The sequence below is a fragment of the Pontiella sulfatireligans genome, from assembly GCF_900890705.1.
GTDB lineage: Bacteria > Verrucomicrobiota > Kiritimatiellia > Kiritimatiellales > Pontiellaceae > Pontiella > Pontiella sulfatireligans.
The window spans coordinates 778056-804904 of record NZ_CAAHFH010000001.1 but is presented as its reverse complement, the minus strand read 5'-3'; the positions used below and the strand labels follow the sequence as shown (position 1 = coordinate 804904).

18 protein-coding genes are annotated in these 26849 nt (G+C 53.5%); all 18 read left to right on the top strand.

Features of this window, described 5'->3' with window-relative positions; all coding sequences use genetic code 11:
- Positions 1-19 precede the first annotated feature (19 nt).
- The 18 genes from SCARR_RS02950 (at position 20) to SCARR_RS02865 (ending at position 26681) form a co-directional block, all read left to right on the top strand.
- Positions 20-1522 carry a sulfatase family protein gene (locus tag SCARR_RS02950; RefSeq protein WP_222846156.1) on the top strand — a complete coding sequence of 501 codons (1503 nt, stop codon included), beginning with the start codon at positions 20-22 and terminating at the stop codon, positions 1520-1522.
- Positions 1509-2909, top strand: coding sequence for a sulfatase (locus SCARR_RS02945; protein ID WP_136060025.1), 1401 nt, complete (start codon positions 1509-1511; stop codon positions 2907-2909). The genes SCARR_RS02950 and SCARR_RS02945 overlap by 14 nt, the downstream gene beginning before the upstream one ends.
- Before the next feature lie 12 nt (positions 2910-2921).
- Positions 2922-4460 (top strand): sulfatase family protein, encoded by a 1539-nt coding sequence (locus SCARR_RS02940; RefSeq protein WP_136060024.1) that lies wholly within the window; start codon positions 2922-2924, stop codon positions 4458-4460.
- A gap of 17 nt (positions 4461-4477) precedes the next feature.
- Positions 4478-6223, top strand: a complete 1746-nt coding sequence (locus tag SCARR_RS02935) for a right-handed parallel beta-helix repeat-containing protein (RefSeq protein WP_136060023.1) — start codon at positions 4478-4480, stop codon at positions 6221-6223.
- A 16-nt stretch (positions 6224-6239) separates the two neighbouring features.
- The gene (locus tag SCARR_RS02930) at positions 6240-6515 is read left to right on the top strand and encodes a hypothetical protein (RefSeq protein ID WP_136060022.1); all 276 of its coding nucleotides are present in this window, start codon (positions 6240-6242) and stop codon (positions 6513-6515) included.
- Positions 6512-7468 carry a hypothetical protein gene (locus SCARR_RS02925; protein WP_136060021.1) on the top strand — a complete coding sequence of 319 codons (957 nt, stop codon included), beginning with the start codon at positions 6512-6514 and terminating at the stop codon, positions 7466-7468. The genes SCARR_RS02930 and SCARR_RS02925 overlap by 4 nt, the downstream gene beginning before the upstream one ends.
- A 17-nt stretch (positions 7469-7485) precedes the next feature.
- Positions 7486-8982 carry a sulfatase-like hydrolase/transferase gene (locus SCARR_RS02920; protein WP_136060020.1) on the top strand — a complete coding sequence of 499 codons (1497 nt, stop codon included), beginning with the start codon at positions 7486-7488 and terminating at the stop codon, positions 8980-8982.
- Positions 8982-10466 (top strand): sulfatase, encoded by a 1485-nt coding sequence (locus tag SCARR_RS02915; RefSeq protein WP_136060019.1) that lies wholly within the window; start codon positions 8982-8984, stop codon positions 10464-10466. The genes SCARR_RS02920 and SCARR_RS02915 overlap by 1 nt, the downstream gene beginning before the upstream one ends.
- Before the next feature lie 4 nt (positions 10467-10470).
- The gene (locus SCARR_RS02910) at positions 10471-11808 is read left to right on the top strand and encodes a glycoside hydrolase family protein (RefSeq protein WP_136060018.1); all 1338 of its coding nucleotides are present in this window, start codon (positions 10471-10473) and stop codon (positions 11806-11808) included.
- 36 nt (positions 11809-11844) lie between these two features.
- On the top strand, positions 11845-12702 hold the full coding sequence (locus SCARR_RS02905; protein WP_136060017.1) for a hypothetical protein: 858 nt from the start codon (positions 11845-11847) through the stop codon (positions 12700-12702).
- A 4-nt stretch (positions 12703-12706) separates the two neighbouring features.
- On the top strand, positions 12707-14503 hold the full coding sequence (locus tag SCARR_RS02900; RefSeq protein ID WP_136060016.1) for an arylsulfatase: 1797 nt from the start codon (positions 12707-12709) through the stop codon (positions 14501-14503).
- Positions 14503-16044 (top strand): sulfatase family protein, encoded by a 1542-nt coding sequence (locus SCARR_RS02895; RefSeq protein WP_136060015.1) that lies wholly within the window; start codon positions 14503-14505, stop codon positions 16042-16044. Before SCARR_RS02900 ends, SCARR_RS02895 begins: the two co-directional genes overlap by 1 nt.
- 11 nt (positions 16045-16055) lie before the next feature.
- Positions 16056-17849 (top strand): arylsulfatase, encoded by a 1794-nt coding sequence (locus SCARR_RS02890; RefSeq protein WP_136060014.1) that lies wholly within the window; start codon positions 16056-16058, stop codon positions 17847-17849.
- A gap of 22 nt (positions 17850-17871) precedes the next feature.
- Positions 17872-20469 (top strand): HzsA-related protein, encoded by a 2598-nt coding sequence (locus SCARR_RS02885; RefSeq protein WP_136060013.1) that lies wholly within the window; start codon positions 17872-17874, stop codon positions 20467-20469.
- Positions 20470-20479: 10 nt separating this feature from the next.
- Entirely contained in the window at positions 20480-21343 is an 864-nt protein-coding gene (locus SCARR_RS02880) for an aryl-sulfate sulfotransferase (protein ID WP_136060012.1), read from the top strand.
- Positions 21344-21347: 4 nt separating this feature from the next.
- Positions 21348-22634 carry a sulfatase-like hydrolase/transferase gene (locus SCARR_RS02875; RefSeq protein ID WP_136060011.1) on the top strand — a complete coding sequence of 429 codons (1287 nt, stop codon included), beginning with the start codon at positions 21348-21350 and terminating at the stop codon, positions 22632-22634.
- Between the two features lie 450 nt (positions 22635-23084).
- Positions 23085-26009, top strand: coding sequence for an SNF2-related protein (locus tag SCARR_RS02870; RefSeq protein ID WP_136060010.1), 2925 nt, complete (start codon positions 23085-23087; stop codon positions 26007-26009).
- Between the two features lie 240 nt (positions 26010-26249).
- Positions 26250-26681 (top strand): DUF1016 N-terminal domain-containing protein, encoded by a 432-nt coding sequence (locus SCARR_RS02865; protein ID WP_136060009.1) that lies wholly within the window; start codon positions 26250-26252, stop codon positions 26679-26681.
- The last annotated feature ends 168 nt before the right edge of the window (positions 26682-26849 follow it).

Here is a 26849-nt window from a genome sequence, read left to right as displayed (position 1 = left end):
TCATGAAGAGAGAATGCATATGAAACGATGGAAGATGTCTTTGGGTGCAGTACTTTGTGCGGCGGGCGTCATGGCGCAGGACAAGCCAAACCTGATATTTTTGATGGCGGATGATCAGGCCTCCTGGACACTGGGTTGTTACGGCAATCCGGATGTGCAGACGCCGAATCTTGACCAGCTCGCCCGCGACGGGGTGACATTTGATCATCATTACGATACGACGGCGATCTGCATGGCCAGTCGCGCCACAGTGATGTCCGGCATGTTTGAATACAAGACCGGCTGCAATTTCCATCACGGTAAGCTGTCGGCAGAGAACTGGAGCAAAACGTATCCCTCGCTGTTGCACGCGGCGGGCTACCGCACTGCGTTCGCCGGGAAGTTCGGTTTTTTGGTGACGGATGATCCGACGAATAAAAAAGGAAAGGGCTACATGCCGGAAGATGATTTCTCCGTTTGGGCGGGGGGCGATGGACAGACTTCCTATAAGACGTCGGCGAATGAGGCACTGAAGAAATATGCAGAGGAGTATCCGCATTCGACGCTGGCGTACGGGGCATTTGGGAGCGATTTCGTCCGCGAGTCTGTTGGGGTCGGGGAGCCGTTCTGCCTTTCGATCAGCTTCAAGGCGCCACATCGCCCGACACAGCCGGATCCACGGTTTAACGGTGTGTATGAGGGCAAGACGTTCTCCAAGCCAGCCAACTTCGGGCGGGAGAATGGACTGCATTTCTCGAAGCAGAGCCAAATGGGCCGTCAGTACCCGCGCTTCGAAGAGTGGAATTATGCTACCAATTATGACGGGGTCATGGCGAAGTATCATCAGCAGGTGTACGGCATCGACGTGGCAGTCGGCATGATCCGAGCGGCGTTGAAAGAGTCGGGCGCGGATAAAAATACGGTAATTATTTATACCTCTGACAACGGTTTCTTGTGCGGATCGCATGGATATGGCTCCAAGGTATTGCCTTATGAAGAAGCTTCGCGCGTTCCGATGATCATCTATGATCCGCGCCATTCGAACTCCGGCAAGGGCCTGCGTTCCTCTGCACTGACCGGCAACGTCGACTTCGCGCCGACCCTGCTGAACCTTGCGGGCTTGCCAGCGCCTGGTAATATGGACGGTGCCAACCTGATGAAACTGTACGATAACCCAGCGGGAGAAATTCACGGTGCGCTGTCGCTGATGAATGCATGGGGCGCGGCTAAGGCGCAGGCGCTGTCGGTTGTGACGCGCACGTACAAATACATTTACTGGTACTACGGTGGCGAAGGCTTTGAGCCGACGGAGGAGCTTTACCACATTGGCCGCGATCCGTTGGAGATGACGAATCTGGCCCACGATCCGGAACAGCAGGCCGTGTTGGAAATGATGCGGAAAAAGTATGATTCGCAGCTGAACCACTGGAAGGAACAGGGCGTTGATTATAGTGGTTATACACCCTATGAGACCTTGTTCGAACGTACTCTGCCCTGGAGTGAGAAAGCCTCTTTAGTACAGGATATGGATGACGGCGAATAAACATCATTTCGTATGCATTATTGCAGCGGCGTTGGCGGTAGTCAGTTCCGCTAGGGCGACACCGCAGTTGGAAGCAAAATACAATGTGCTGATGATTGTGGTGGATGACCTGAACGACTGGGTTGCGACGCACGGCGGGCATGCGCAATCCCTCACACCGAACCTTGACCGGCTGGCACGCCGCGGCATGAAGTTCATGAATGCGCATTGCACCGCTCCGATATGCAATCCGTCGCGCAGTTCATTCAATACTGGAAAATATCCATTTAACATCGGGATTTATGACAATGAAATCAAAGATAAGAAGCTCTTCAGCGAGCGGCCTTCGATCAGCCGTCATTTTCTGAATAATAATTATTACACGGTAGGCTCCGGAAAGATCCGGCACGTATTTGCTTTTACGCAAGAAAATTGGGATGTGAACTATAAAAGTAAGATCTCGGGGGCACCTTCAGCGAAGGAGGATATTGCGCTGGGGTTGAAACGGTTTAAATGGGGGCCGTGCGATCAGCCCGATGAAGAATTCGGCGATCATCTGAACGTGGATTTCATCAATTCCCAGTACGCAAATATCCCGGAGGGGAAACCCTTCTTCTTTGCCTGTGGAATCTATCGTCCGCACACACCGTTATATGTTCCGCGCCGTTTCTTTGATCAGTATCCGCTGGAGGACGTTCAGTTGCCGGTTGTTGAACCCCATCCCATGGATGGGTTATCGATCCCGGCCAAGGCCTTTGCTTGGAATTTCTACGACTGGCTGGATCCAACCCCGACCTATGAACGCTCCGATTTTAATATTATCGTCGATAAACATCAACAATGGGACACCGTGACTCAGGCGTATCTTGCCTGCGTGGCCTGGACCGACTATCAAGTCGGGCGGCTGCTCGACCAACTGGACGCGAGTCCATATACCGACAACACCATCATCGTTTTGTTTTCTGACCATGGTTGGCATCTCGGTGAAAAACAAAGCTTTCGGAAAGCAACCCTGTGGGAGGAATCGACCCGCGTTCCTTTTATTGTGAGCGTGCCGGGCTTCGTAACCGCCGGGGCGGAAACCAAAGAACCTGCCAGCTTGATTGATCTGTTTCCCACACTTATCGATCTGTGCGGTCTGCCGTCAATTGATGATCTGGACGGAACGAGCATGCGCCCGGTTCTGGAAAATCCGCTGAGCACGGTCGACCGTCCGGCGATCACGACGATGGGGCGTGGCAACCATGCGGTCCGCTCCCGCGATTACAGGTATATTCAGTATTACGAGGGCAGCGAAGAGTTCTATGACCACACCCAGGATCCGAAAGAGTGGACCAATCTGATTAATAACCCTGAATATTCAGAAATCATTGCGCAGCACCGTAAGTTCGTGCCGGCAGATAAATAGGAGATCATCTTCATGAAATTGAAACAGCTCGTATTGGCGGCCCTTTTGGCTGCATTGGGCACGGCTGAGGCGGCGAAACCAAACATCATCTATATTCTGGTCGACGACATGGGGCCGGGCGATGTGTCCTGTTATAATCCGGAGGGGTTAATTCAGACGCCGAACATCGACCGCATGGCGGCGGAAGGGATGAAGTTCATGGACGCGCATACCAGCGCCAGCGTCTGCACGCCGACGCGCTATGGAATTCTGACCGGCCGTTATTCCTGGCGCACCCATTTGAAAGAAGGAGTGGTCGGCTTGCATGACCCGAGCTTAATTTCCATGGATCGTGAAACCGTGGCATCCTTCATGAAGAAAGAGGGCTACGCCACCGCCTGCATCGGAAAGTGGCATTTGGGTCAGGGATGGGCGAATAATGCGCCGGAAGGAATCAAACGCATTACGCCGAAATATGTGGATGCCACCAAACCGATCAAAGACGGTCCGCTGGATCTTGGTTTCGACTATTATTTTGGCGCCTTCCCCCGCGATCAATTCTACGTCGAGGGCCGGCAGATGCTCGGAGATCTGGAGCTAGTTATGGATAAGAAAGAGCTCACCGCTCTCGGTTATTTTGAACCGGATCCGGGCTGGATTTCCAAAGGATTCAAGCAACGCGAAAAACTGAAGACCCTGGTGCATAAGACCGGCGGGTGGATTCGCAATCATGCGGAAAATCCGTTTTTCATCTATCTGGCGCTTCCGTCGCCGCATGGTCCGGTTATTCCGCATCCGGACTTTCAGGGCAAGAGCGGGATTTGTGCATATGCCGACTATTGCATGGAGACCGACTGGGTGGTTGGCGAAGTGCTGAAGACTCTCGATGAGCTAAAGCTGGCCGAAAATACAATGGTCTTTTTCACGGCGGATAACGGCAGCTCTCCGGGTGGCCCCGACGTGAAGAATCTGAAAAAGGCCGGTCATGATCCCAGCTGGATCTATCGCGGGGCCAAAGGCTCCATTTATGAAGGCGGCCATCGCTTGCCGTTCGTGGTTCGCTGGCCACGACAGATCAAAGCAGGCAGCGTGTCGGAACAGACAATCTGCACTACCGACCTGCTGGCCACCTGCGCTGAACTTGTTGGAAAGAAACTGCCCGACAACGTTGCAGAAGATAGCATCAGCTTTTTACCCGCATTGAAAGGCGATCCGATTCCAGATGAGGAGAATCGGTTGATTGTCCACCACGACCGGCATGGCTATTTTGCGGCGCGTAAGGGCAAGTGGAAGCTGGTGCTCGATAGCACGTCCGGCGGCCGTTACGACTTGAAGAAACAGAGAGACATTCAAGACGCATCTGAAATGATGTTGTTCGATATGGACGTCGACCGGGAGGAAACGAGGAATCTGGCATCGCAATATCCCGAAGTGACGGAGCAGCTGAAAAAAGAGCTGGCGGATTTGATTTCCAAAGGCCGCAGTACGCCGGGCACCCCGCAGGCGAATGATCCGCTGCGCGACGGGCAAACGTGGCATCAGTTTAATGCGCTGCAGGACGATTTGAAGTAATGATCAAAGGAAATGGTATGAAAACAACAATTGCAGTTTTATGTCTGGCCGCATGCGCGGCCAGCGCGAGGGAGTATCACGTTTCGGTTGACGGATCGCATCCATTCAAAACCATTTCAGCGGCGGCAGAGGTCGTACAGCCCGGCGATGTGATCACCGTGCATGCAGGAATCTATCGCGAACGGGTGAATCCACCTCGCGGCGGAACGTCCGACGCTAGCCGGATCGTCTATCAGGCTGCGACAGGCGAAAAGGTCGTCATCACCGGATCGGAGGTGCTTACCGAAAAATGGGAGCTGGTGGAGAACGACACATGGAAAGTCATCATTCCAAATAGCTTTTTCGGGGAATTCAATCCGTTTGCTGATTTGATCCGCGGTGATTGGTTCGCTAACCGGAAGAAGCTGAAGATTCATACCGGTGCGCTTCATCTGAACGGACACTGGCTTGTGGAAACATTCACCCTCGAAGATGTGATGAAGCCCGCTGGCAACGATCCGGCCTGGTTCACGAAAGGGGATAAGAAAAACACTACGGTATGGGCGCAGTTCAAGGGCGTGAATCCGAATGAAGAGCTGATTGAGGTTACGGCCCGCCGCACCGTTTTTTATCCGGAAAATCCGGGCATCAATTATATCACGGTGCGCGGTTTCATTCTGAAAAACGCCGCTACGCCGTGGTCGCCGCCGACCGCGGAGCAGATCGGGCTCATCGGAACACACTGGAGCAAGGGCTGGATCATTGAAGACAACGAAGTGAGCTATTCCGCCTGCGCCGGCATTGCGCTCGGAAAGCACGGCGATGAGTTTGATAACAAGGCGCGTTCAGCAGAAGGCTATGTGGGAACGATTGAGCGCGGGTTGAAGCAGGGATGGTCTAAAGAGAAGATCGGCAGTCATGTGGTTCGTAATAACCATGTGCACGACTGCGGGCAGGTCGGCATCGTCGGATCGCTTGGCTCGGCATTCTGCACAGTCGATGGCAATACCATTCACGACATCTATGTTCGCAAGCCCTTTGGCGGAGCGGAGATGGCCGGGATAAAATTCCACGGGGCGATGGATGCCGTGATCAGCAACAACCACATTTATCACTGTGCTAATCATGGAATCTGGCTGGATTGGATGAATCAGGGCACCCGCGTGACTGGCAACCTGCTGTACAACAACGATATGGACGATCTGTTTATGGAGGTGAATCACGGGCCGTTCGTGATTGATAACAACATCTTTCTAACGAGCCCGACGATCTGGGACCGGTCGGAGGGCGGCGCGTATATTCACAATCTGATCGCCGGAAAAATTAAGTTCAGGCCGGAACTCAACCGGCTCACGCCGTATCACCCGGCGCATTCGACAGAGATCACTGATCTCGTCAACACGAAGGGTGGCGATGACCGCATCTATCACAACATGCTGATGCTGCCGGGTGCACTGTCTGTCTATGACGACGCGACCCTGCCGGTCACTCGCGCAGGGAACGCCGTGATCGAATCCGCATCGATTGTCAAAAAAACCGACGGGGTGTATCTCGATTTGACGGTTAGCCGCGGCGACTGGGGAAAAGAAAAACGTCCCATGGTCACCACCGATCTCCTCGGCACGGCAAAGGTTACGGGCTTGCCCTTCGTTAAGCCCGATGGATCTCCTTATCGCTTTGATAAAGATTTTCTCGGGGCCGACCGCAAGGGCAACATGACTCCCGGCCCGTTCTCAGAGCTGAAAGAAGGTCGCCAGCGGATCAAAGTCTGGCCCAAAAGGTGATTTAGTATTTCGCGGAATGCTGGGAGAAGCTATCGGTGAATTAGGGGCAATCATTATGAAACTTTTTATAACAGCAATTCTGGCGACAGGATTAATTGGCAGCGCGTTGGCGGCAGATAGACCCAATATTGTTTTCCTGATGACGGGCGATCAATCGATACATTCGATGGGTTGTTACGGGAACGGAGACGTTCAGGCCCCGAATCTGAATCGACGGGCTTCCGTTGCCCGTAATTCGTCCCGGAAAAAAGGCGGCTTTGGAAAGAAAAGCTCCAAGAAGAAAAAGCAATGAGCCGCTCCTTTATTTTGCTGTTGTTGTTCTTTGTCGCGTCGGTTGATGCCGAAATTAAACACCGGTTGTTAATCACCGATGACGCAGGGCACCAGTTGGTGCATATTGACGAAAATGATCCCTCGAACAATTGGGCTGTGCCGTTGGAGGGGAAAGCATGGGACGTGCAGATCGTTGGTAATCATCAGGCGACGGTTACCACCGAAACGGGCTATCATCTTATTGATCTGCGCACAGGAACGCTGATCAAGACCATCGAGGTGAACGGTGTTCCCGGGATCAAGTCGATTCGACGTTTGCCCGACGGTACTGCGATTGCGATTGGCTCCGTCAAAAAAACGGGAGCGCTCCATGTGGCGGTCTTGGATAAGGACGACCATATCGTTAAAAAGGTGGAGATCGATAAAGTCGCGAAGCAACTCCGTTTCGGGCGTATCACCCAGCAGGGAAACCTGTTGATTACGCCGAATGACGAGCTGATCGAATTGGATTTGGCCGGCAAGGTGCTCAACCGCTTTTCGCTGCCCATTGATAAGCCTGCCAACGCCAAGAAGCTTGGCGCGTTTATGGCGCTGAAAGACGGAGATAGCCATTATTGGGTGGCTTGCGGATACGCCGGAGCAACGCTGGTTCTCGACCACGCGGGGAAATTGCTGAAGTGCTACAAGGGTCCCGAAGGTGCGCACTTTTTTGGTGGCTTTCAGCGGCTTGAAAACGGAAACCTTCTCCAGTCGAACTGGTGGGGACATCATCCGGAGGCCGCTGCAGAAGGGCCTCAGCTATTTGAATTTAATCCGCAGGGTGAAGTGATCTGGACGTTCCACGATCCGGAAGTCCTGAAGTGTCCGGTAGGGGTCATCGTGCTCGATCACCTGGATGCCGGTAGAACGGCCGTCGACACCGACAGCGTTCTGAAATCATCGCCACCCGCTCATCTGAGTCCACAAAAGTAAGACAGGGAGAAGAGGTCATGAAAAAAGGGGCGTTGAAAAAGTTTGTAGTCCCGCCTTTAGGCGGTTTCGTTGGAACAGCTCTGCGGGCAAACCGCCTAAAGGCGGGACTACATACCTTTGCGTGCATCATGCTTACGATGAGTTGTGCTGTTGCGGCAAAACCCAATGTAGTCATCATCATGGTGGACGATCTCGGCGCGGAAGGGGTGGGGTGCTATGGCAACACCGGTTATTCCACCCCGAATATTGACCGGCTGGCGAGTCAGGGCGCACGTTTTAACAATGCCTACGGAACGCCGTCGTGCAGTCCGAGCCGGGCCATGATCCTTTCCGGGCTCTATACCAACCGCAGCGGTATACTGGAGCGGCTGGGATCGGGCACGCCCAACTGTCTTCCCGGGCATATTCCGACCTTCGCCGATCTGTTTCAGAAAAACGGATACCGCACGGGCATTGCCGGCAAGTGGCACCTGGGCGATTTTGATTTCTATCCGGATCATCCGACGTCCCATGGCTTTGACGACTATTTCATGTGGCTGAAGAACTATGATTTTGTAACGCATGAACGCTATTACGATCCGGTAGTCTGGCAGGATCAAAAGATTACAACCTATGACGGGAAATACGGGCCGGATCTCTACTGCGAGTTTATCTGCAACTTTATCGAAGAGAACAAAGAACGCCCGTTCCTCGCCTACTACCCGATGGCACTGGTTCACAAAGAGTTTCATCAACCGCCGAAGCTGGAAGGCATCAAACATTTTCTGCCGGAGAGTGCCGCCTCGGTGGATAAAACCTTCGGCCTGATGGTGGCCTATACCGATCTGCTGGTGGGGCGCATCATGGACAAACTAGATGAGCTGGGACTGACGGAAAATACGCTGTTGATCTTCACGGCCGACAACGGAACGCCGAACGCGATTACCTGCCGGTTGGGGGATCAAAAGGTGAAGGGCGGAAAGCTGAGCCTGATCGAGTCCGGATATCGCGTTCCGTACATTGCCCGCTGGCCCGGAAAAATTCCAGTCGGCGTTTGTGACGCATTTTTTACGCACGCGGATCTGTTTCCTTCGCTGGCCGGGCTGACCGGTTTGCCGATGGATTACGATGTCAGCGGCATGGACCTTTCTCACAACTTTCTAAACACCGCCGGAAAGGATCGCGATTTCATCTATCTCGGCTGGGAGGGCGGATTGTATATGGTCCGCGATAAGCGTTTCCGTCTGCACGAAGATGGTCGCTTCTATGATATTCCCGTCACCAGCAACGAGGCCCGCTACAGCGAGAAAAAGGTGAGTCCGGCCGACTTTCCGGAGGCGAGTCAGCGGCTTCAGACTGCAATGGCCGAATATATGAAAATCAAGCAGACGGACACCTCCTACAGCATCATCCCGTTCAAAGGGTACAAGAAGTACAAAAAAGAGGCGGCGGCAAAAGCGGGAACCACGTCGCGCAAAAAGACGAAGATGAGGGATAAAAAAAAGAAGACCGTTAACAAAAAGGAATCAATCTGATGATGAATCGAAACTTAATGATGACCCTTCTGCTTAGCTGCGGTCTTTCTCTCAGCTATGCCGCTAAAACCCCGAATGTACTGTTCATCATGTCGGACGACCTGAATACCGCCTTGAGCGGCTACGGACATCCGGACTGTAAAACACCGAATCTGGATCGGTTGGCGGAGCGCGGGGTGCAGTTCAACAATATGCACTGCCAGTTTCCGCTGTGCGGGCCGTCGCGCAATTCGATCATGACGGGACTATATCCCTATAAAAACAACGCGCTGACCAATCAGGCCCATTTGCGCGAAAAGATGCCGGATGTGGTGACGCTTCCGCAGCTGTTCCGCAACAATGGCTATCAGGTGGATCGCGTCAGCAAAATGTTTCACATGGGGATTCCAAAAGAGATTTATGCCGGCACCTCTGTCTATGATGACGCGGCCTCCTGGGACAACGCGATCAATATTAAATGTAAGGATAACCCCGGGCCCAAGATTGACTGGTCGCCCGGCAGCAAAGGCAACCAGGGCTTTGTCGCCACCTACGGAACCGAAGGCGATTCCAGCTATGTCGACGGCATGGCCGCCGATCGGGCCATAGAGCTGTTGAATTCGTTCGGCGCGGACAAACCGTTCTTTTTAGGGGTCGGATTTGTGCGCCCGCACGTGCCGTTGATTGCGCCGCAAAAATATTACGACCTGTATGAGCGCAGCGCATTAACGCCGCCGTTCGCTCCGGAAGACGACCTGGACGACCTGCCGAAAATCATCCAGAACGATCAGACCAAAAAGGCCTATGGCGTCACGACGCTGGAAATCCATCAGGGGCTTCTCGAAGCCTACTACGCCAGCATTTCCTACATGGATGCTCAGGTCGGGAAACTGCTCGATACGCTCGATGCGAAGGGGCTGACCGATAACACCATCATCGTCTTCACCAGCGACCATGGCTATCACATTGGAGAGCACAACAAGTTTCAGAAACGCCATCTTTTTGAAGAGACCACCCGCGTTCCCTTCATCATCAGCGTTCCGTGGATGAACTCTCAGCACGGCGGTAAAACCGTGAAGATCACGGAGCTGATCGACCTCTATCCGACCCTTGCCGAGCTCGCCGGACTGCAAGCGCCCGACGGTCTTCAGGGAACCAGCCTGCTTCCAATCCTTGGAAATATTTCTTCCAATGATTGGAAAAAACAGGAAGCCTTTACCGTCGCCGAAAAAGGCGGCGAAACCCTTCGCACCGCCGACTGGCGCTACACGCAATGGGGCTTTGGAAAGTCCGGAAGTGAGCTGTATGACCTCAACGCCGACCCCGGCGAATTTACCAATCTGACGAACAATCCGGAATATGCGGCGTCGCTTGCGATGATGAAGAGCAAGCTTGAAGAAAAACGCCTGCAGGCCGGCTATCAGGGAGCTGTCACCCAAGAGCACTGCATAAAGGTAAAGCCAGCTTCACGCCAGAAAAAGAACAAGGCCGGAAAGGAGAAATAGGGATATGAAGCATATATTATTGATACTGGTATTCTTTGCATGTATCGCGAACAGCGACGCAGCCTACACGGAGGTGATGAAGACGGACGGTCCTGAAAAAAACCTTAAAACGGATTATCACCTAGTGGATGATAACGCCGAAGTCGACCAGAGCGATAAACTCCAGAAAGCGATCGATGAAATGTCCGAAAAAGGCGGCGGTCGTTTGATCATTCCGAAAGGAACGTATCAGTTTTTCGGAGTGGCCATGAAATCGAACGTCCACATTTTGCTGGAACAGGGAACGGTCATTCGGCCGAGCCTCATAAAGGCAGGAAAGGTGTGTGTCTTGACCTTTGTCTCCGACGAGGGGCCGGAACGGTTCGTCGAGAACGTCAGCATACGCGGGTTGAACGGCAGATACACCATTGATTTTTCTCAAGGCGGATCGCTCTGTGGCGCTCGTTTTATTCGTTGCGAACGCGTTCGTAACTTTCTGATCGCGGATGCGGATATTCGCGATAGCCAGACCGGATACAGTGCCATGAATTTTTGTCCCTCCAAAGTTAATGGGGCCAACACCTGGGAGGTCTTCCGCCCAACCAACGGCACGGTGCGAGATTGTAGTTTGTTTAACTCACACCACGGGTATGGGTTGGTTCAGTTTCATGGCGCAGAAAATCTGCTGTTCGAAAACCTGTATTCCCGCGGCGGCATTACCTTGCGCTTCGAAACGGGTTCGGGCGGCGACTATGCCGGTGTATTTGATATTACCGGAAAAAATATCGTTAACGAGAACGGAGAAACGGCCGTCGCTCTTTACCCCCACGCCGTTCAAAACGGAAACGTGTGGATTGATGGCGTGACGGCCATAAGCAGTGGCTGGGCGGTTTCCGCCGGTGGCGGCGGGCCACCATCAAAAAAAGATATGGCTAAAAATCCGGATTCCAAACCGGGGCGTTTCGGCGATGATAGCTATGTAATTAATGTTCACGCCATCTTTGGGAAAACGGCGCAGATTGCCAAAAAAGGGGCCTGCCGAACACCGAAGGAATACATCAAAGATCTGAAAGTGCCGGAAGATGCGGACGGTCAATATTTCGAAGGGGCCTCGATCGGCGTTGTGCACGAAGGGATTCTCAACGACACCTATCAACTGCGCATCGAAAACGTCACCTCCGAAGGGTTCAAATATAACGACGGCATTGTTCGAGGCGATCAGGGCTGGCCAGAGGGCTCCGCCCGCCGGAGGTTTGCCAAAGAGCTTCCGGGGTACGAAGAGATTGCCGCGAGAAGCAGGGCGAGGGGTGAATATAAGAAAAAACTGGCGGCGGAGAAGGCCGCTAATAAGACAAAGAAATAGAAAAGCGATAGGTTTTGAGGTTTTTGGGAGATGAGCATGATTAAACGGATTTATATTTATCTGCTGGCGCTGATGTGCGGTGCCGTCGCGGCGGGTGCCGCGCCGGATATGCTCATCGGAACCGAAACGGGTATTCTGAAGGTAAAGGGCGGTCGGGCCATTGCTGGACGCATTCCGGGTGTGCTGGTGCGCGACCTGCATCAGCTCGATAACGGCAATATCCTGTTCGCCTTTAATACGCCGGGTAAAAAAGCGACCGATGTCGAATGCGGCGTTCGCGAAATCTCGCCCGACGGAAAAACGGTCTGGGAATACAAAATCGATGACGCGCGGTACATCATCTCCTGCGATCGCATGAAAAACGGAAATACGCTGATCGGGGCCTCCTGTAAAGCGGCGCTGCTGATCGTCAACCCGGCCGGAAAAATTGTGCGGACTATCCCGTTGCGCGGCAAAGACAAGAAACACGCGTCCACGATTGTTCGTGAACTTTCCACCGGCAACCTGTTGGTGGCCGAAGAGCGGGAAGGGGTGGTGACGGAATATACGCTGGATGGCCAAATGGTCTGGGAATTTCAGCCGCCGTTTAATCCATTCTGCGTAGAGCGGCTGGCGAATGGCAATACGCTGGTCAGCGGCAAAGACGGGCTGGTTGAAGTGACGCCCGCAAAAGAGATCATCTGGCAGTTCACTCGCGAAGAGGCCGCCGAAATCGGGCCGCGCTGGTTTGCGAGTTTCCGCGTCCGAAAAAACGGCAATATCGTCATCATGAATCCGGGCGGAACCGTTCCGGTCTATGAAGTGAACCGGGCCAAGAAAATTGTCTGGAAAACCCCGCTTTCAAAGACGGAAATCAAAATGGGGCACGGCCTCTTTTTAATGGAGGATCAATAATCCCATGAAGCAAATGAACCTCATCCTCGTCCTGTTGGCCGGAGCCCTTTCTCTTCAGGCCGCAACGGTAGACCGTCTGAATGTCGTGGTCGTTATGACGGACGATCAAGGCTACGGCGACATCAGTTATCACGGCAATGACGTCATCAAAACGCCGCACATGGATCGGCTGGCCGAGTCGAGCGTGCGGTTTACCGACTTTCACGTGAACCCGTTCTGCTCGCCGACCCGGGCGGCGTTGATGACCGGGCGCATGTCGGATCGAACCGGGGTGCTCTCCACCCAGAACACGCTCAACTACATGCGGCTCAGCGAAGTGCTGATGCCCGAATATTTCCGGGCGGCGGGCTATCGTACCGGCCACTTCGGCAAGTGGCATATCGGATCAAATTATCCGCTGCGTTCGATGGATCGCGGCTTCGAGGAAACCCTTTGTCTGGGAAACAGCGGGCAGGCGACGGCCTCGGATGTCTGGAATAACGACCGCATGGACGACGGCTACTATCACAATGGAAAGATTGTGAAGCGGAAGGGCTTCGGGACCGATGTCTATTTCGACGAGGCGATGGCCTTTATGAAAACGTGTAAGCAGGAACGGAAACCGTTCTTTACCTATCTGGCCACGAGTGTCCCGCACTGGGAATGGAATGTGCCGCTGGAATGGATGCAACCCTATCTGGATGCGGGGGTGAGCCGTGAGCGCGCAGCCTTTTATGCTTCGGTCGGTCGCGCAGATTTAAACCTCGGTCGGTTGATGGATTTTCTGGAGACAGAGAAGCTGGCGGACAATACGATTCTGGTATTCCTGACGGACAACGGATCGGATGTGCCTCAAAAATCCAAGCAGGGCTATAAAAACGGCGGTATGCGCGGGTATAAAGGCGCCGAGTATGAAGGCGGGCATCGCGTTCCTTGTTTCTTCCGCGCACCGGCGGAGATCATGGGCGAGCCGCGCGATATTGATGTACTGACGGCCCATCTTGATCTGCTGCCAACCTTTATTGACCTGTGCGGGTTGAAGGGGCCAAATCGCGACCTGCCGCCGCTGGACGGCCGCAGTCTGAAGCCGTTGCTAAAGGGCGATTCTGCGTGGGATGACCGATTGATCGTGCTCCACACCAAGGGGATCAGTTCGAAGAAGCCGGGAAGTAATTTTGTGGCGATGACGTCGGATTGGCGGTTGGTCACCCCTAAGAATCGCAAAGCAGAGCTCTACGACATGCGGAATGATCGCGGTCAGAAAAACGATGTGGCCGATCAGTACCCGGAGGTTCTGGAAAGCCTGAAACAACGTTACTTCGCTCATTTTGACACGTTGAATATCAAGGAACCGAATCCGCGGCCGCATCTTTCCGGCAAGGCGGTGCTTCGTCTGGACCCGGGGATGACAGAAAATAAGAATATGAATACGCAGCATGAGGTTCGAAAAGCGCTGCCGATGAAAAAACCGAACTGGTCGCTCGTTGTGGAAGAGGCCGGGACCTATCGCTTTGAAGTCCGGCGCTGGCCGCGCGAAGCGGCGGTTCCGATGAGCGCTGGACTCCCCCCGCAATCGGACCCGAACCTCGAATACATCGGGCATGCCAACTACAACCTCAACGTGCCCGGCAAGGCGATCGAGATGACTGCGGTTGAGCTGACCGTCGCCGGAAAAACGATGAAGAAGCCGGTCTCCAAAGGAGATCAAGGCATCTTCTTCGACGTCGAACTGCCGATCGGGCCGGTTGATCTGGAGGGCTGGCTCCTCCAGCCAAATGGCAAACGCAACGGCGCCTATTTTATCTATGCGGAGAAAATCTAATGATGAACCGAAACGTACTTTTTACTCTTTTATTCAGTTGCTGCCTTTCTTTCGGGTATGCCGATAAAAAGCCGAATATTGTCTATATCCTGGCTGACGATATGGGTCCGGGCGATGTTTCCTGTTACAACCCGGAAGGAAAAATTCAGACCCCGTATATCGACCGGTTGGCGGCCGAGGGGATGAAGTTCACGGATGCACATACCAGCTCCAGTGTCTGCACACCGACGCGCTACGGAATTTTGACCGGGCGGTATTGCTGGCGGACCAACAAGAAAGACGGGGTATTGAGCGGATATTGCCCGCCGTTGATTGAAGTGGGCCGGGAAACCATCGCTTCGTTCCTCAAAAAAGAAGGGTACCAGACCGCAAGCATCGGCAAGTGGCATTTGGGATTGGACTGGGTCCATACATCGCCGAAAAAGATGAAGCGCATTTCGCCGGACTATGTGGATCATACCCAGCCGATCTCTAATGGTCCGTTGGAGCTTGGGTTTGACTATTTTTATCGCGTACAGGGATCGACTTTTTACTTTCTCGAGAATCGGCATGTGATCGGGGACTTAACCTATAAAACGGCTGAGGAGATGGAGGCGTTGGGGTATGATCCCAAGGCGAAATTCATCGTCGAGGGCATTCAGCAGAAGGACCGGATTTCGATCGTCGCGGAAAAGACCTGCGACTGGATTAAGGAGCACGCAACGGAGCCGTTTTTCGTCTATATGGCGCTGCCGTCGCCGCATGACCCGATTACCCCGAGCGAGCAATTTCAGGGGAAAAGCGGATTGTGTCCGCATGGCGATTTTGTGATGGAGACCGACTGGGCGGTGGGGGAAGTCCTCAAAACGCTCGACGCCTTGAATCTGGCCGACAATACGCTGGTGCTTTTCACCAGCGACAACGGCACCAGCGGCAGTGCAGGAATCGGCCAGATGCAGAAGCTTGGGCATTACTCCAGCGGGATATATCGCGGCGCGAAAAGCTCGATTTTTGAAGGCGGACACCGGATGCCGTTTATCGTGCGCTGGCCGGGAGAGGTGGAGACTTCTTCAGTGAGCGACCAGCTGATTTCCACGACGGATATGTTGGCAACGCTGACGGAACTATTTAACAAGACCCTGCCCGATAACGAAGGCGAGGACAGCGTCAGTTTCCTCCCAGCACTTAAAGGCCAGCCGATCCCGGGCGCAACCGAACGCCTGATTATTCATAATGACAACCGGGGCTATTTTGCCGCCCGCAAGGGCAAGTGGAAGCTCGTAATTAATAATAAAGGGTTCGATGCGGGCAAGCAGAAGAAGAGCAGCAACCCCATTGCGAATATCGCAGATATGATGCTCTTTGATATGGATAACGATCCTTCAGAAACGGTCAACCTTCTCGCTCAATATCCTGAGGTCGTTGAATCCATGAAAAAAGAGTTGGGGTCAATCATTACAGCAGGTCGCAGCACACCGGGTGAAGATCAACCGACGGATGTCGAAGAGCTGGGTGAAAAGTGGTTCCAGTTAGATTCGATTCGCGACTATTTGAATAAATAAGGAAACGACCCATGAGCAATAATTTAATAACTCGTCTGATGGTCGGGGTGCTGGGAGCGGTGCTTTCCACGCAGGCCGCTCCGCTGAATGTGATTGTCGTCATGACGGACGATCAGGGCTACGGCGATATTGCGTTCAACGGGAATCCCGTGATCAAAACCCCGAATATGGACCGGCTGGCCGCCTCCAGTGTTCGGTTCACCGACTTTCATGTGAATTCGTTCTGCTCGCCGTCTAGGGCGGCTCTCATGACCGGGCGCATGTCGGACCGGACCGGTGTGACCACGACCAATGGCTATCGCAACTATATGCGCCAAAATGAAGTGATCATGCCGGAGTACTTTAAAGCTTCCGGCTATGGTACGGGTATTTTTGGGAAATGGCATATCGGAGCCAACTATCCGTTACGGCCGATGGATCGTGGTTTTGATGAGTGGATTGGCCTGGGTAATAACGGGCTGGCGACCGCGAATGACGTGTGGGACAATGATCGGATGGATGACCGCTATTACCACAATGGAGAAATTGTCAGTCGTCCCGGGTTCTGCACCGATGTCTATTTTTCGGAAGCGATGACGTTCATGACGAAGTGCCAAAAGGAGAAGAAGCCCTTCTTCGCCTACATCGCAACCAACGTGCCTCATTGGGATTGGAATGTGCCCGAATCCTGGCTTGAACCCTACTTGGGAACAGAAAGTCGTGATCGCTCGGCGTTTTATGCGTCGATCCACCGCGCCGACTGGAATCTTGGGCGGCTCATGGATTATCTGGATCAGCAAAATCTTTCGGAGAATACCATTCTAGTTTTTCTCACGGACAATGGATCCGACCTGCCGCAAAAAAATAAAAATGCATACAGTGCAGGAATGCGCGGATTTAAAGGGGATTTGTACGAAGGCGGGCATCGCGTCCCATGCTTTATTCGGGCCCCGAAGGGAATCATGGGCGAACCGGGGGAAACGGATGCCCTGGCGGCTCACATTGATTTGCTTCCAACATTTATCGACATCTGCAGTCTCAAAACCCCGAACCGTGAGGTTTTACCGATGGACGGGCGCAGCCTCAAACCGCTTCTTTCCGGCGGTTCTGACTGGGATGACCGCTTGCTGATTCATCATTCACAAAATGGTTCGCCCACGAAAAAGGACGCTAGACTTGTGGTGATGACCGCAGACTGGCGGCTGGTTAATAATAAAAAATCCGGCAAGCCGGAACTCTTTGCCATCCGCACCGACCGGGGACAGAAAACCGATGTGGCCAGCCAGTTTCCGGAGGTGGTAGAAAGCCTGCAAGCACGCTACGACACCCATTGGAAGTCATTGGGTCTTGACCGGCCTCAGCAGATCCCTTCGCTGTCCGGAAATGCGACCCTGCGCCTGAGCCCGGTGGATGCAACCGCAAAAAATAAAAACACTCAACAGGCCGTCCGCAAAGCGGAAGCGATGCCGAACCCGAAATGGGCATTCAATGTGGAAGAGGCCGGACGCTACCGGTTCGAAGTCAGACGCTGGCCGCGCGAAGCACCGGTGCCTATGACGGCCGGACTCGAGCCGGCGAACGATCCAAATATTGAATATATCGGACACAAGACCTTCCGCATCGATGTACCCGGCGTTGCCATCGCCATCGATTCCGTCGAACTAAAGCTGGCTGACAAAACCCTGACGCGCGCCGTATCTAAAGAGGATCAAGGGGCCGTCTTCGAAGCCGATCTAACGACGGGTCCTCTTGAGCTTGAAGCCTGGTTTATCACCCCCAATCAGAAACGCCGCGGCGCCTACTACGTCTATGCGGAAAAGATTTAAAGCGAAGGCTAACATAATGAATATGAACCGATTAATATGGTGTCGAACGCTTCAGTTCAGTTTGCTGATTGCCGCGCCGATCTTTAGTGTTCAGGCGGAGGTTCCGTCTCGTACCGATGTGGTTAAAGCAGTCTGTGCAAGCGGCGGAAAGAAGGTCGTCTTCGCCGCCCGCAAACACAGCACGAATCATCACTGGTACGCCAACTTTGGCTACTACGCCACCGATGCCGAAAAAAAATATTATCTGCACGGAGGTGCGCTCTGCGTGGTTGATTTGGAAACCGGTAAGCTGACCAAATTGATTGAAACGGAAACCGGAACGCTGCGCGATCCGAAGATTCATTATGACGGCGAGAAGATGATCTTTTCCTGGCGCAAAGGAGGGGAGGATGCGTTTCATCTCTACGAAATGAAGCTGGACGGCAGCGACTTGAAACAGCTGACCGACGGGATCTATTCCGATATTGAGCCGACCTATCTGCCCGACGGCGGCATTGCCTTCATCTCCAGCCGCTCCCGCCGCTGGGTCAACTGCTTCGGCTCCCAGGTGGCCACGCTGTTCCGTTGTGATGCGGATGGAACCAACATGCGCGAGCTTTCGGCCAACGTCGAGCAGGATAATACGCCGTGGATGCTGCCGGACGGACGCCTGATGTTTACACGCTGGGAATATGTTGATCGCTCCCAGATGAAGTTTCACCATTTATGGACGGTCAATCCGGACGGAACCCAAACTCAGATACTTTTCGGTAACATGCACCCTAATAATGTCTTCATCGACGCCAAGCCGGTTCCTGGCACCCATGAGATCCTGCTTGTTCGTTCACCTAAACATGGTCAGACGGATCATACGGGAGCGATCGCCCTGTTGGATCCCATGAACGGGCCGGACGACCTGCAGTCGCTTCGTGATGTCAGCCGAACCATTAAGGCAGTGAATAAAAAAGGGAAAACGATCGAGAAAAACATGGGCTATTGCGATCCGTTTCCGCTGACAAGCGATCTGTTTCTTGCGGCCAACGGGCGCAATCTGATCGCGCTCGATCGGGAAGGAAACGAAACGGTTCTATTTTCGCTGCCGGATGAGTTTGATTCTGAGCTGGTTTTATATGAACCACGCCCAGTGAAGGCCTATCAACGAGAAACACGGATGCCGGATCGGATCAATTTGGCTAAAAATACCGGCACGCTGATTCTGAACAGCGCGCATGTGGGTCGCAATATGAAGGGCGTTAAAAAGGGTGATATCCGTAAGCTGCTGGTTCTCGAAACGCTGCCCAAGCCGATCAACTACGGCGGCAATATCTGGGATCATATCCCGGTGACTCCGCGCGGTAGTTATACGATTGAGCGGATTCTAGGAACCGTGCCGGTCGAAGCGGACGGATCTGCCCATTTTGAGGTCCCTGCTAATCGTCCAATGGTGTTTGTGGCGCTAGACGAAAATGACGTCACTGTCAAGCGGATGCACAGCTTCCTGTCTGTCGCTCCCGGCGAAGTGCTCAGCTGTGTCGGGTGCCATGAGGAGCGAAATAAAACACCGGATAACCTCAATCAATCCCTGCAGGCCTTAACCCGACCGGCCACCCCGATCACCCCGATTGAAGGGATTCCGGAGATTATCGACTACGCTCGCGATATTCAGCCCATCTGGGACCGGCACTGTGCCAGCTGCCATAACCCGGACAAACTGGCTGGTGATCTGGACCTCAGCAGCGACTATGGCACCGTCTTTTTTAACAGCTATATCAACCTGGATGAAAAACGGCTCGTCTCGCATCATCGGAACGGGGTGGGCAATACCCCGCCGCGCAGTGTCGGCGACGTCGCCAGCCCTATCTTCGAAAAGTTTGATGGTAGCCATCACGATGCCGAACTCTCGCCCGAAGAGGTCAATCTGGTGCGTCACTGGGTTCATGTCGGCATTCCGCAAGTCGGCACCTACGGCTCATTCGGTGTTGGGATGATCCCTTGCCGATCCGATAAAGACCTGACGGAACGTCAGAGAAGTAGCCTAGAAAAAGCTGCTGAGATTTTGGAAGCCAATTGCGCGGCATGTCATGGGAAAAAAAAGTTGCCGCCCATCGATCTGGTCTCTGCGGATGGTCGGCCGAGGGGGCGTATCGTCTACTCCTTGTATAACCTCACGCAACCGGAGAAGTCGCGAATCCTGATGAAAGCATTGGCAAAGGAAGCCGGTGGTCATGCAGGCACCGTTAAAATGAAAGGCGGTAAAACCGTTGATCACGCCTTTTTCAAATCGACCGAGGACCCGAACTATCAGGTGCTGTTGCAGACGATTCGTGATGCGCACGACTACATCCTGACCAACCCGCGGTGGCACATGGAAGGGTTCAAGCCGAGCGTTGAGTATGTGCGCGAAATGAAGCGCTACGGCATGATTCCGGAAACCTATGATAACGCCAAGGATCCCATTGATGTGTTCGACGTGGATCGACGCTATTTTGAGGCAAGCTGGTATTACCCGGAAGGTCGCCCGGCTCCGCCGTATGAAAACAAAACGTTTTCAGAATCGATCAATTCGGCACCCGATGTCTGTGAAGGCATGGACGTGACGGGCGGCAAGATTAAGCCTGCCTCAAAAAACACCTGCTATTAAAGGATACGCGATGCAGTTTAAAACCCTACTTATACCATTATTCGCCGTCGCTTCGGTTGTGTTTTCAACCGGTGCGGCTCCTTGCCCGATGTGGGTGGGCAGCGAGACCGAACTGCTCAAAATCGAGCAGGGATCCAACATCGTGTGGCGCACCACGCAGGGTATTGTTCGGGATGTGCACCAGCTGCCCAATGGGCACATTCTCTATACGCATAACACGCCCGGAAAAAAGGATCCGGTTGATCCTCAGTGTGGTGTGCGTGAACTAGATGCAGAAGGCCGCACCTGCTGGGAATATGAGATGGAAGGCCGCTATATACTCTCCTGCCATCGCATGAAAAACGGGAACACCTTGATCGGGGCCTCGCTGAAGGGTGCGGTTTTTATCGTGAATCCAGCAGGCGAAATCCTACACACACTGAAGGTCCGAGGGAACCACACCAAGCATAGCATTAACAAGGTTCGGGAACTCGAAAACGGCAACCTTCTCATTCTAGAAGCGGACTGTGATTTCGTGACCGAATACACGCTCGACGGAGACGTTGTCTGGGAATACCCCGTGCCTCTTCTCGCGTTTCAGGCGGAGCGCCTCCCGAACGGAAATACCCTGATCAGTGGCCGTGAAGGCATTATCGAAGTCAGCCCCGCCAAAGAGATTGTTTGGAAATTATCGCACGAAGATGTGCCAGAAGCCGGATCGCGTTGGTTTACAGGGTTCGATATTCGTGAAAACGGCAATCTGGTGGTCATGAGCCCCAAAGGAGAGACCCCAATCTTCGAAGTCACCCGCGATAAACAGGTTGTCTGGAAAACATCATTAACCCCAAAGCAGCTCGGGCTGGCCAACGGACTTTTTTTAATTGAGGACAACTAAGCATATGAAAAAAAACATACTCACCTTTTTTGCAGTTGTCGCCGCGCTTTCCATTCGGGCTGCCGAACGCCCCAATATTGTGCTGATCATGGCCGATGACCTCGGTTATGAGTGCATCAGCGCCAACGGTGCGAACGACTATCTGACGCCGAATATTGATCGGCTGGCGGCGGGCGGCATCCGATTCAAACAATGCTTTTCCAATCCGAAATGCACGCCGTCGCGGGTGAAGATTATGACCGGTCTGTACGGCGCGCGGAACTATGTTGAATTCGGCACGCTGGATCGCTCGCAGACGACGTTCGCCCATCAACTGAAGCAGGCCGGTTATGCCACGGCGATTGCGGGCAAATGGCAACTCGGCCGGGAACTGGATGCGCCAACTCACTTTGGCTTTGATCAAGCCTGCCTCTGGCAGCACATACGGACTCGTACCATCGCGGGGCGAAAAGGCGACACGCGCTATCCGAACCCGCATCTTGAAATTAACGGGAAGGAAGTCGATTTTAACAACGGCGAATACGGCCCCGATATCTGCGCCAAATTCATCTGCGATTTTATCGAAACGAACAAGGATCGTCCGTTTCTCGCCTACTACCCGATGATCCTGCCGCATTGGCCGTTTGAAGCGACTCCGGATTCCGCAGACTGGGATCCGAAATCAATGGGCGGCAGAAAACCAAAAATTCCAACTCCCAAGGCGAAAGCCCATTTTGTCGATATGGTGGCGTATGTCGACAAGATCGTGGGTCAAGTCGTGGATACACTGGAGCGGAATGGACTCCGCGAAAATACCCTCATTATTTTCACGGGAGATAACGGGACCGAAAAATCCATCACGAGCCAATGGTCTGGGCGTGACATCCACGGCGGGAAGGGGCAGGCAACCGACGAGGGAACGCGCGTTGCGCTCGTGTTCAATTGGCCCGGCCGCATTCAGCCTGAAGTGAATCAAACCGAGCTGGTGGAGTTTTCGGATGTCTTGCCGACGCTGTGTGAACTGAGCGGCGCGCCGTTGCCGGCAAACTATCCCGGTGATGGCTTAAGCCTGTCGCCGGTGCTGTTCAAAAAAGGGACGCGCAACAAGGAGTTCGTTTTCCTCAAGTACGACGCAAAGATCTGCTTGAGAAATATCGATGTTGGAATCATTCCACAACGGAAGAAGGGCTATCAGTTATTGAAGTATAACGGTCCCTATGACTCTGAACCCGTCGACCCGGCCAACCTCCTTGAAAAGGATCGGGCCTTTATCGAAAACCTGCAGAAATTTTACGAAGGGTTTAACCACTAACCACCCTTAACTCGCTTTGCAGGAGGGTGTTTCGCAGAACAATGGACGGCAGAACAATCTTACTGGCCGATTTTTATTATTCTGCCGAACATCATTCTGCCTATCCTCGTCCGTACTGTAATCATTTTGCTCCAAATCATTTTGCATCAATAAATCTGCTGCGCAGCCGCATCAGGATGTACTCATCCGTGGCGCTGGCTCCGCAGCGGACGTGTCGGGTTTAACCACGAACCACACGAAAACGGTGCGGAATGGAATTTGATTAGCCACAAGAGATCTCAAAAAAAGCAGAAGAGAAAAGGTAGGGCGCGACCGCCTGTCCTGAGCTCATCGACGGCCCGAGCGCGCCGTGTTCTGGTGGTTTTCCCGAAATCGCATCGATAGATATGCTTGCTGAAAAGGGAGTTGCTATTTACTATTTCCCAGATTTTACATATCTGGAAAGAACTCATGCCACTCACGAACCATCAAGCTAAATACCTTGCCCACGAGCTTACCCGTCGCTGGTCTTCGGACAGTGTTGGAAAACTCGCGGCTGCCGTGGCGGGGGCTCAGGTTGATCTAAATCCTCATCAGGTTGATGCTGCGTTGTTTGCGTTTAAATCGCCCTTTTCCAATGGCGCGCTGCTCGCCGATGAAGTCGGGCTTGGAAAAACGATTGAGGCGGGAATTCTGCTCTCTCAGCGATGGGCCGAACGGAAGCGCAGCATCCTGATCATCACTCCCTCGAACCTCCGCAAGCAATGGCATCAGGAGCTCGCGGAAAAATTCTTCCTTCCGGCCACGATCCTCGAAGCCCGATCCTACAAGCAGGCTATCAAGGCAGGCAGTGCCAATCCTTTTCAGCCTGATGAGCCGAATCTCGTCATCTGCTCATACCACTTCGCGCGCAACAAGGCCGAGGATGTCGTCGCCACGCCATGGGATCTCGTCGTCATCGATGAGGCCCATCGCCTGCGTAATGTCTATAAAACCAGCAACGTCATTGCCAACACCCTGAAGAAGGCCCTCGAAGGTCGCCCCAAAGTTCTCCTCACCGCGACACCGCTTCAAAACTCTCTGCTTGAATTGTACGGGCTCGTCTCCTTTATCGACGAACACGCCTTCGGCGACTTGAAGAGTTTCCGTCAGCAGTTCGCGAATCTCAGTCTGGAGGGAACCTTCGACGCACTCAAGGCCCGTATCGCACCGCTCTGTCACCGCACGCTGCGTCGCCAGGTCACGCAATACGTGCCCTACACCGCCCGGCACGCCATCGTCGAAGAGTTCTCGCCCGAAGAGAGCGAAGAGCTGCTCTATCAGCTCGTTTCTGAATACCTTGCGCGCGACAACCTCTTTGCCCTGCCTCCCGCCCAGCGCACCTTGATGACCTTGGTCCTGCGGAAGCTCCTCGCCTCCTCAACCTTCGCCATCGCCGGAGCCTTGCAGACCATGGCCCGCCGCCTTGGTCGCGATCTCGCTGAGCAAGAGAGCCTTTCACTGGTGGACGAACTCGACGAGGAATACGAAGCGCTCGGTGAAACCGCCGATGAATGGACCGAGGACGACGTTGTCGAGCCGCTGTCTGAGAACGACCGCGCAGCCCTCGCTGAAGAGATTGCTGAGCTGGAGGCGTTTGCTGAACTGGCCGTCTCCATCACTAACAACGCCAAAGGCCAAGCGCTCCTCCGTGCGCTCAAAATTGCCTTCAATAAGGTTTCCGGTTTAAAAGCCGCCGAAAAGGCCATCATTTTTACCGAATCTCGCCGCACGCAGGACTACCTCTTTCGGCTCCTTTCAGAAAGCGAATGGAGCGAGGGAATCGTCCTCTTCAACGGGAGTAACACCGACCTGCGCTCCAAAGAGATTTACGAGGCTTGGAAAGTCCGCAACGAAGGCAGCGATCACGTCACGGGTTCCCGCACCGCCGATATGCGCTCCGCGCTCGTTGATTATTTCCGCGACGAAGGCCGCATCATGATTGCCACCGAAGCGGGGGCGGAGGGGATTAACCTTCAGTTCTGCTCGCTGGTCATCAACTACGACCTCCCATGGAATCCCCAGCGTGTAGAACAGCGCATCGGCCGTTGCCACCGATACGGGCAGAAGCATGATGTAGTTGTTGTTAACTTCCTCAACAAGAAGAATGCCGCTGATCAGCGCGTTTATCAGCTCCTCGCTGAGAAATTTCACCTTTTCGAAGGTGTCTTTGGCGCCAGTGACGAAGTCCTCGGGGCCATCGGTTCCGGTGTTGATTTCGAGAAACGCATCGCCACGATTTATCATCAATGCCGCCAGCCCGAGGAGATCAAGGAAGCCTTTGATACCTTACAACTGGAATTAAGCTTTGAGATTAATGAAGCCATGACCTCTACTCGTAAGAAACTCCTCGAACACTTTGATGACGAGGTCAGAGAAAAGCTCAAGATCCGCGATGAAGACTCGAAAGCGATCCTTGGTCAGTTCGAGCGCCAGCTCATTCGTCTCTCTCGGCATGAGTTGAGCGGCCATGCCGAGTTTCAGGGCGAAGGCTCTTTCCGTCTCCTCACTGCGCCTTTTTCCGAGATTGCGGAAAAGACACCCATCGGCCTTTATGAACTCCCTCGGCGCACTGGCGAAGCCCACCTCTACCGAATCGGCCATCCGCTGGCTGATGCCGTCATCCGCACGGCCAGCGGCCTCGTGGACTTCGACGATATCGACTACGAAAAGCACGCCGACCTGCTCTACGAACTCGCCAGCCAAACGGTCAATCATTTCAGGGCTTATCTCAGCGAAGAAGAGACCAAAAAAATCCTCTGGCGGCACCAGAAGGAAATCGCAGCCTTCATCCACGCCCAAATGCAGGAGCACTACTGGGAAGACGAAGAGGTTGAATACGAAGTGGTCATCAGCAAGGGCTTTACCGAGCTGAAGTCCAGCGCCTACACGGCTTCAGCCACCGAGGATTCGCTGGATTTCAAGGTGTCGCCCAAAGACAAGAGCAACATGTCCAAATACCTGTTTGGCGGATTCCAAAAGTGCCTCTACCCGGTGCAGAAATTCGACGCCGAAGGCGAACGCATTCTCGCCGTTATTCTCGACCGCGAAGCCGATAAATGGTTCAAACCCGCCAAAGGCCAGTTTCAGATATTCTACAAGCTAGGGGCGGATCACCCCGAATATCAGCCTGACTTCGTGGCTGAAACGGCAGATGCCATCTACATGCTGGAGCCGAAAGCCCGCAATAAAATGGACGACCCCGAAGTGCTTGCCAAAAAAGATGCCGCCGAGAAGTGGTGCAGGAATGCAACAGACTATGCGGCCAAACACGGAGGCAAGCCTTGGCACTACCGGCTGATTCCTCATGACACGATTTCCGAAAACATGTCGATTGATCATCTCGGGAAGGTGTAATCGTCGAAAGGGTCATCGAAAGGTGCCAGTCCCGTAATCTAGTAATCGAGTAAAAAAGGAAACGGATCAGCCGATGAATTTTAGAAAATGATGTTTTCCATCCGCCGTCGCCGGAGGCTATGGCGGGAAATGGGTCAGCCTATAAATTTCAGAAAACGATTAAGATGGAAGTTCAAATATTTGGAAGAGCAGGCGGAGCACCTGCCACGGTGATCGCCCCCGAGAAGCTGAGGAAACAGGATGGATTTTTATTTAACATCTGAATATCAGAACTGGCTGACGGAAATTAAGAGCCGGATTGTCGCCAGCCGAGTCCGGGCGGCGATTTCGGCCAATAGCGAACTGATCCGGCTCTACCATGATCTGGGGGCTCAGATTGTGGAGCGTGAGCTCACGGCCAAATGGGGCAGCGCCTTTATTGATTCTTTCAGTCGGGATCTGAAGAAAGCTTTTCCCGACATGACCGGTTTTTCCCCGCAAAACCTGCGTTATTGTCGGGCTTTTTATCGTTTTTACCGTGCGGATGAAATTTGCCAACAGTCTGTTGGCGAATTGACCGATGAGGTTTGCGACGTAATTCCCCAACCGTCTGTTGTCAAAATGGATGGGGCTGATTATTCCACGATCCAGGAGCCTCGAAAGGGTCAGTCCCGTAATCTAGTAATCGAGTAAAAAAGGAAACGGATCAGCCGATGAATTTTAGAAAATGATGTTTTCCATCCGCCGTCGCCGGAGGCTATGGCGGGACAAGATGGTTGGAGGAGCAGGCGGAGATTGATTGCGATTTGCGCTCAATCACCAGTCGGTACGGGTTCCAAGGTATGGAAATATTGGTGTCCA

Coding starts and splice junctions, on each gene's coding strand:
- SCARR_RS02950 (WP_222846156.1), top strand. CDS start 20: ATGAAACGATGGAAGATGTCTTTGGGTGCAGTACTTTGTGCGGCGGGC.
- SCARR_RS02945 (WP_136060025.1), top strand. CDS start 1,509: ATGACGGCGAATAAACATCATTTCGTATGCATTATTGCAGCGGCGTTG.
- SCARR_RS02940 (WP_136060024.1), top strand. CDS start 2,922: ATGAAATTGAAACAGCTCGTATTGGCGGCCCTTTTGGCTGCATTGGGC.
- SCARR_RS02935 (WP_136060023.1), top strand. CDS start 4,478: ATGAAAACAACAATTGCAGTTTTATGTCTGGCCGCATGCGCGGCCAGC.
- SCARR_RS02930 (WP_136060022.1), top strand. CDS start 6,240: ATGCTGGGAGAAGCTATCGGTGAATTAGGGGCAATCATTATGAAACTT.
- SCARR_RS02925 (WP_136060021.1), top strand. CDS start 6,512: ATGAGCCGCTCCTTTATTTTGCTGTTGTTGTTCTTTGTCGCGTCGGTT.
- SCARR_RS02920 (WP_136060020.1), top strand. CDS start 7,486: ATGAAAAAAGGGGCGTTGAAAAAGTTTGTAGTCCCGCCTTTAGGCGGT.
- SCARR_RS02915 (WP_136060019.1), top strand. CDS start 8,982: ATGATGAATCGAAACTTAATGATGACCCTTCTGCTTAGCTGCGGTCTT.
- SCARR_RS02910 (WP_136060018.1), top strand. CDS start 10,471: ATGAAGCATATATTATTGATACTGGTATTCTTTGCATGTATCGCGAAC.
- SCARR_RS02905 (WP_136060017.1), top strand. CDS start 11,845: ATGATTAAACGGATTTATATTTATCTGCTGGCGCTGATGTGCGGTGCC.
- SCARR_RS02900 (WP_136060016.1), top strand. CDS start 12,707: ATGAAGCAAATGAACCTCATCCTCGTCCTGTTGGCCGGAGCCCTTTCT.
- SCARR_RS02895 (WP_136060015.1), top strand. CDS start 14,503: ATGATGAACCGAAACGTACTTTTTACTCTTTTATTCAGTTGCTGCCTT.
- SCARR_RS02890 (WP_136060014.1), top strand. CDS start 16,056: ATGAGCAATAATTTAATAACTCGTCTGATGGTCGGGGTGCTGGGAGCG.
- SCARR_RS02885 (WP_136060013.1), top strand. CDS start 17,872: ATGAACCGATTAATATGGTGTCGAACGCTTCAGTTCAGTTTGCTGATT.
- SCARR_RS02880 (WP_136060012.1), top strand. CDS start 20,480: ATGCAGTTTAAAACCCTACTTATACCATTATTCGCCGTCGCTTCGGTT.
- SCARR_RS02875 (WP_136060011.1), top strand. CDS start 21,348: ATGAAAAAAAACATACTCACCTTTTTTGCAGTTGTCGCCGCGCTTTCC.
- SCARR_RS02870 (WP_136060010.1), top strand. CDS start 23,085: ATGCCACTCACGAACCATCAAGCTAAATACCTTGCCCACGAGCTTACC.
- SCARR_RS02865 (WP_136060009.1), top strand. CDS start 26,250: ATGGATTTTTATTTAACATCTGAATATCAGAACTGGCTGACGGAAATT.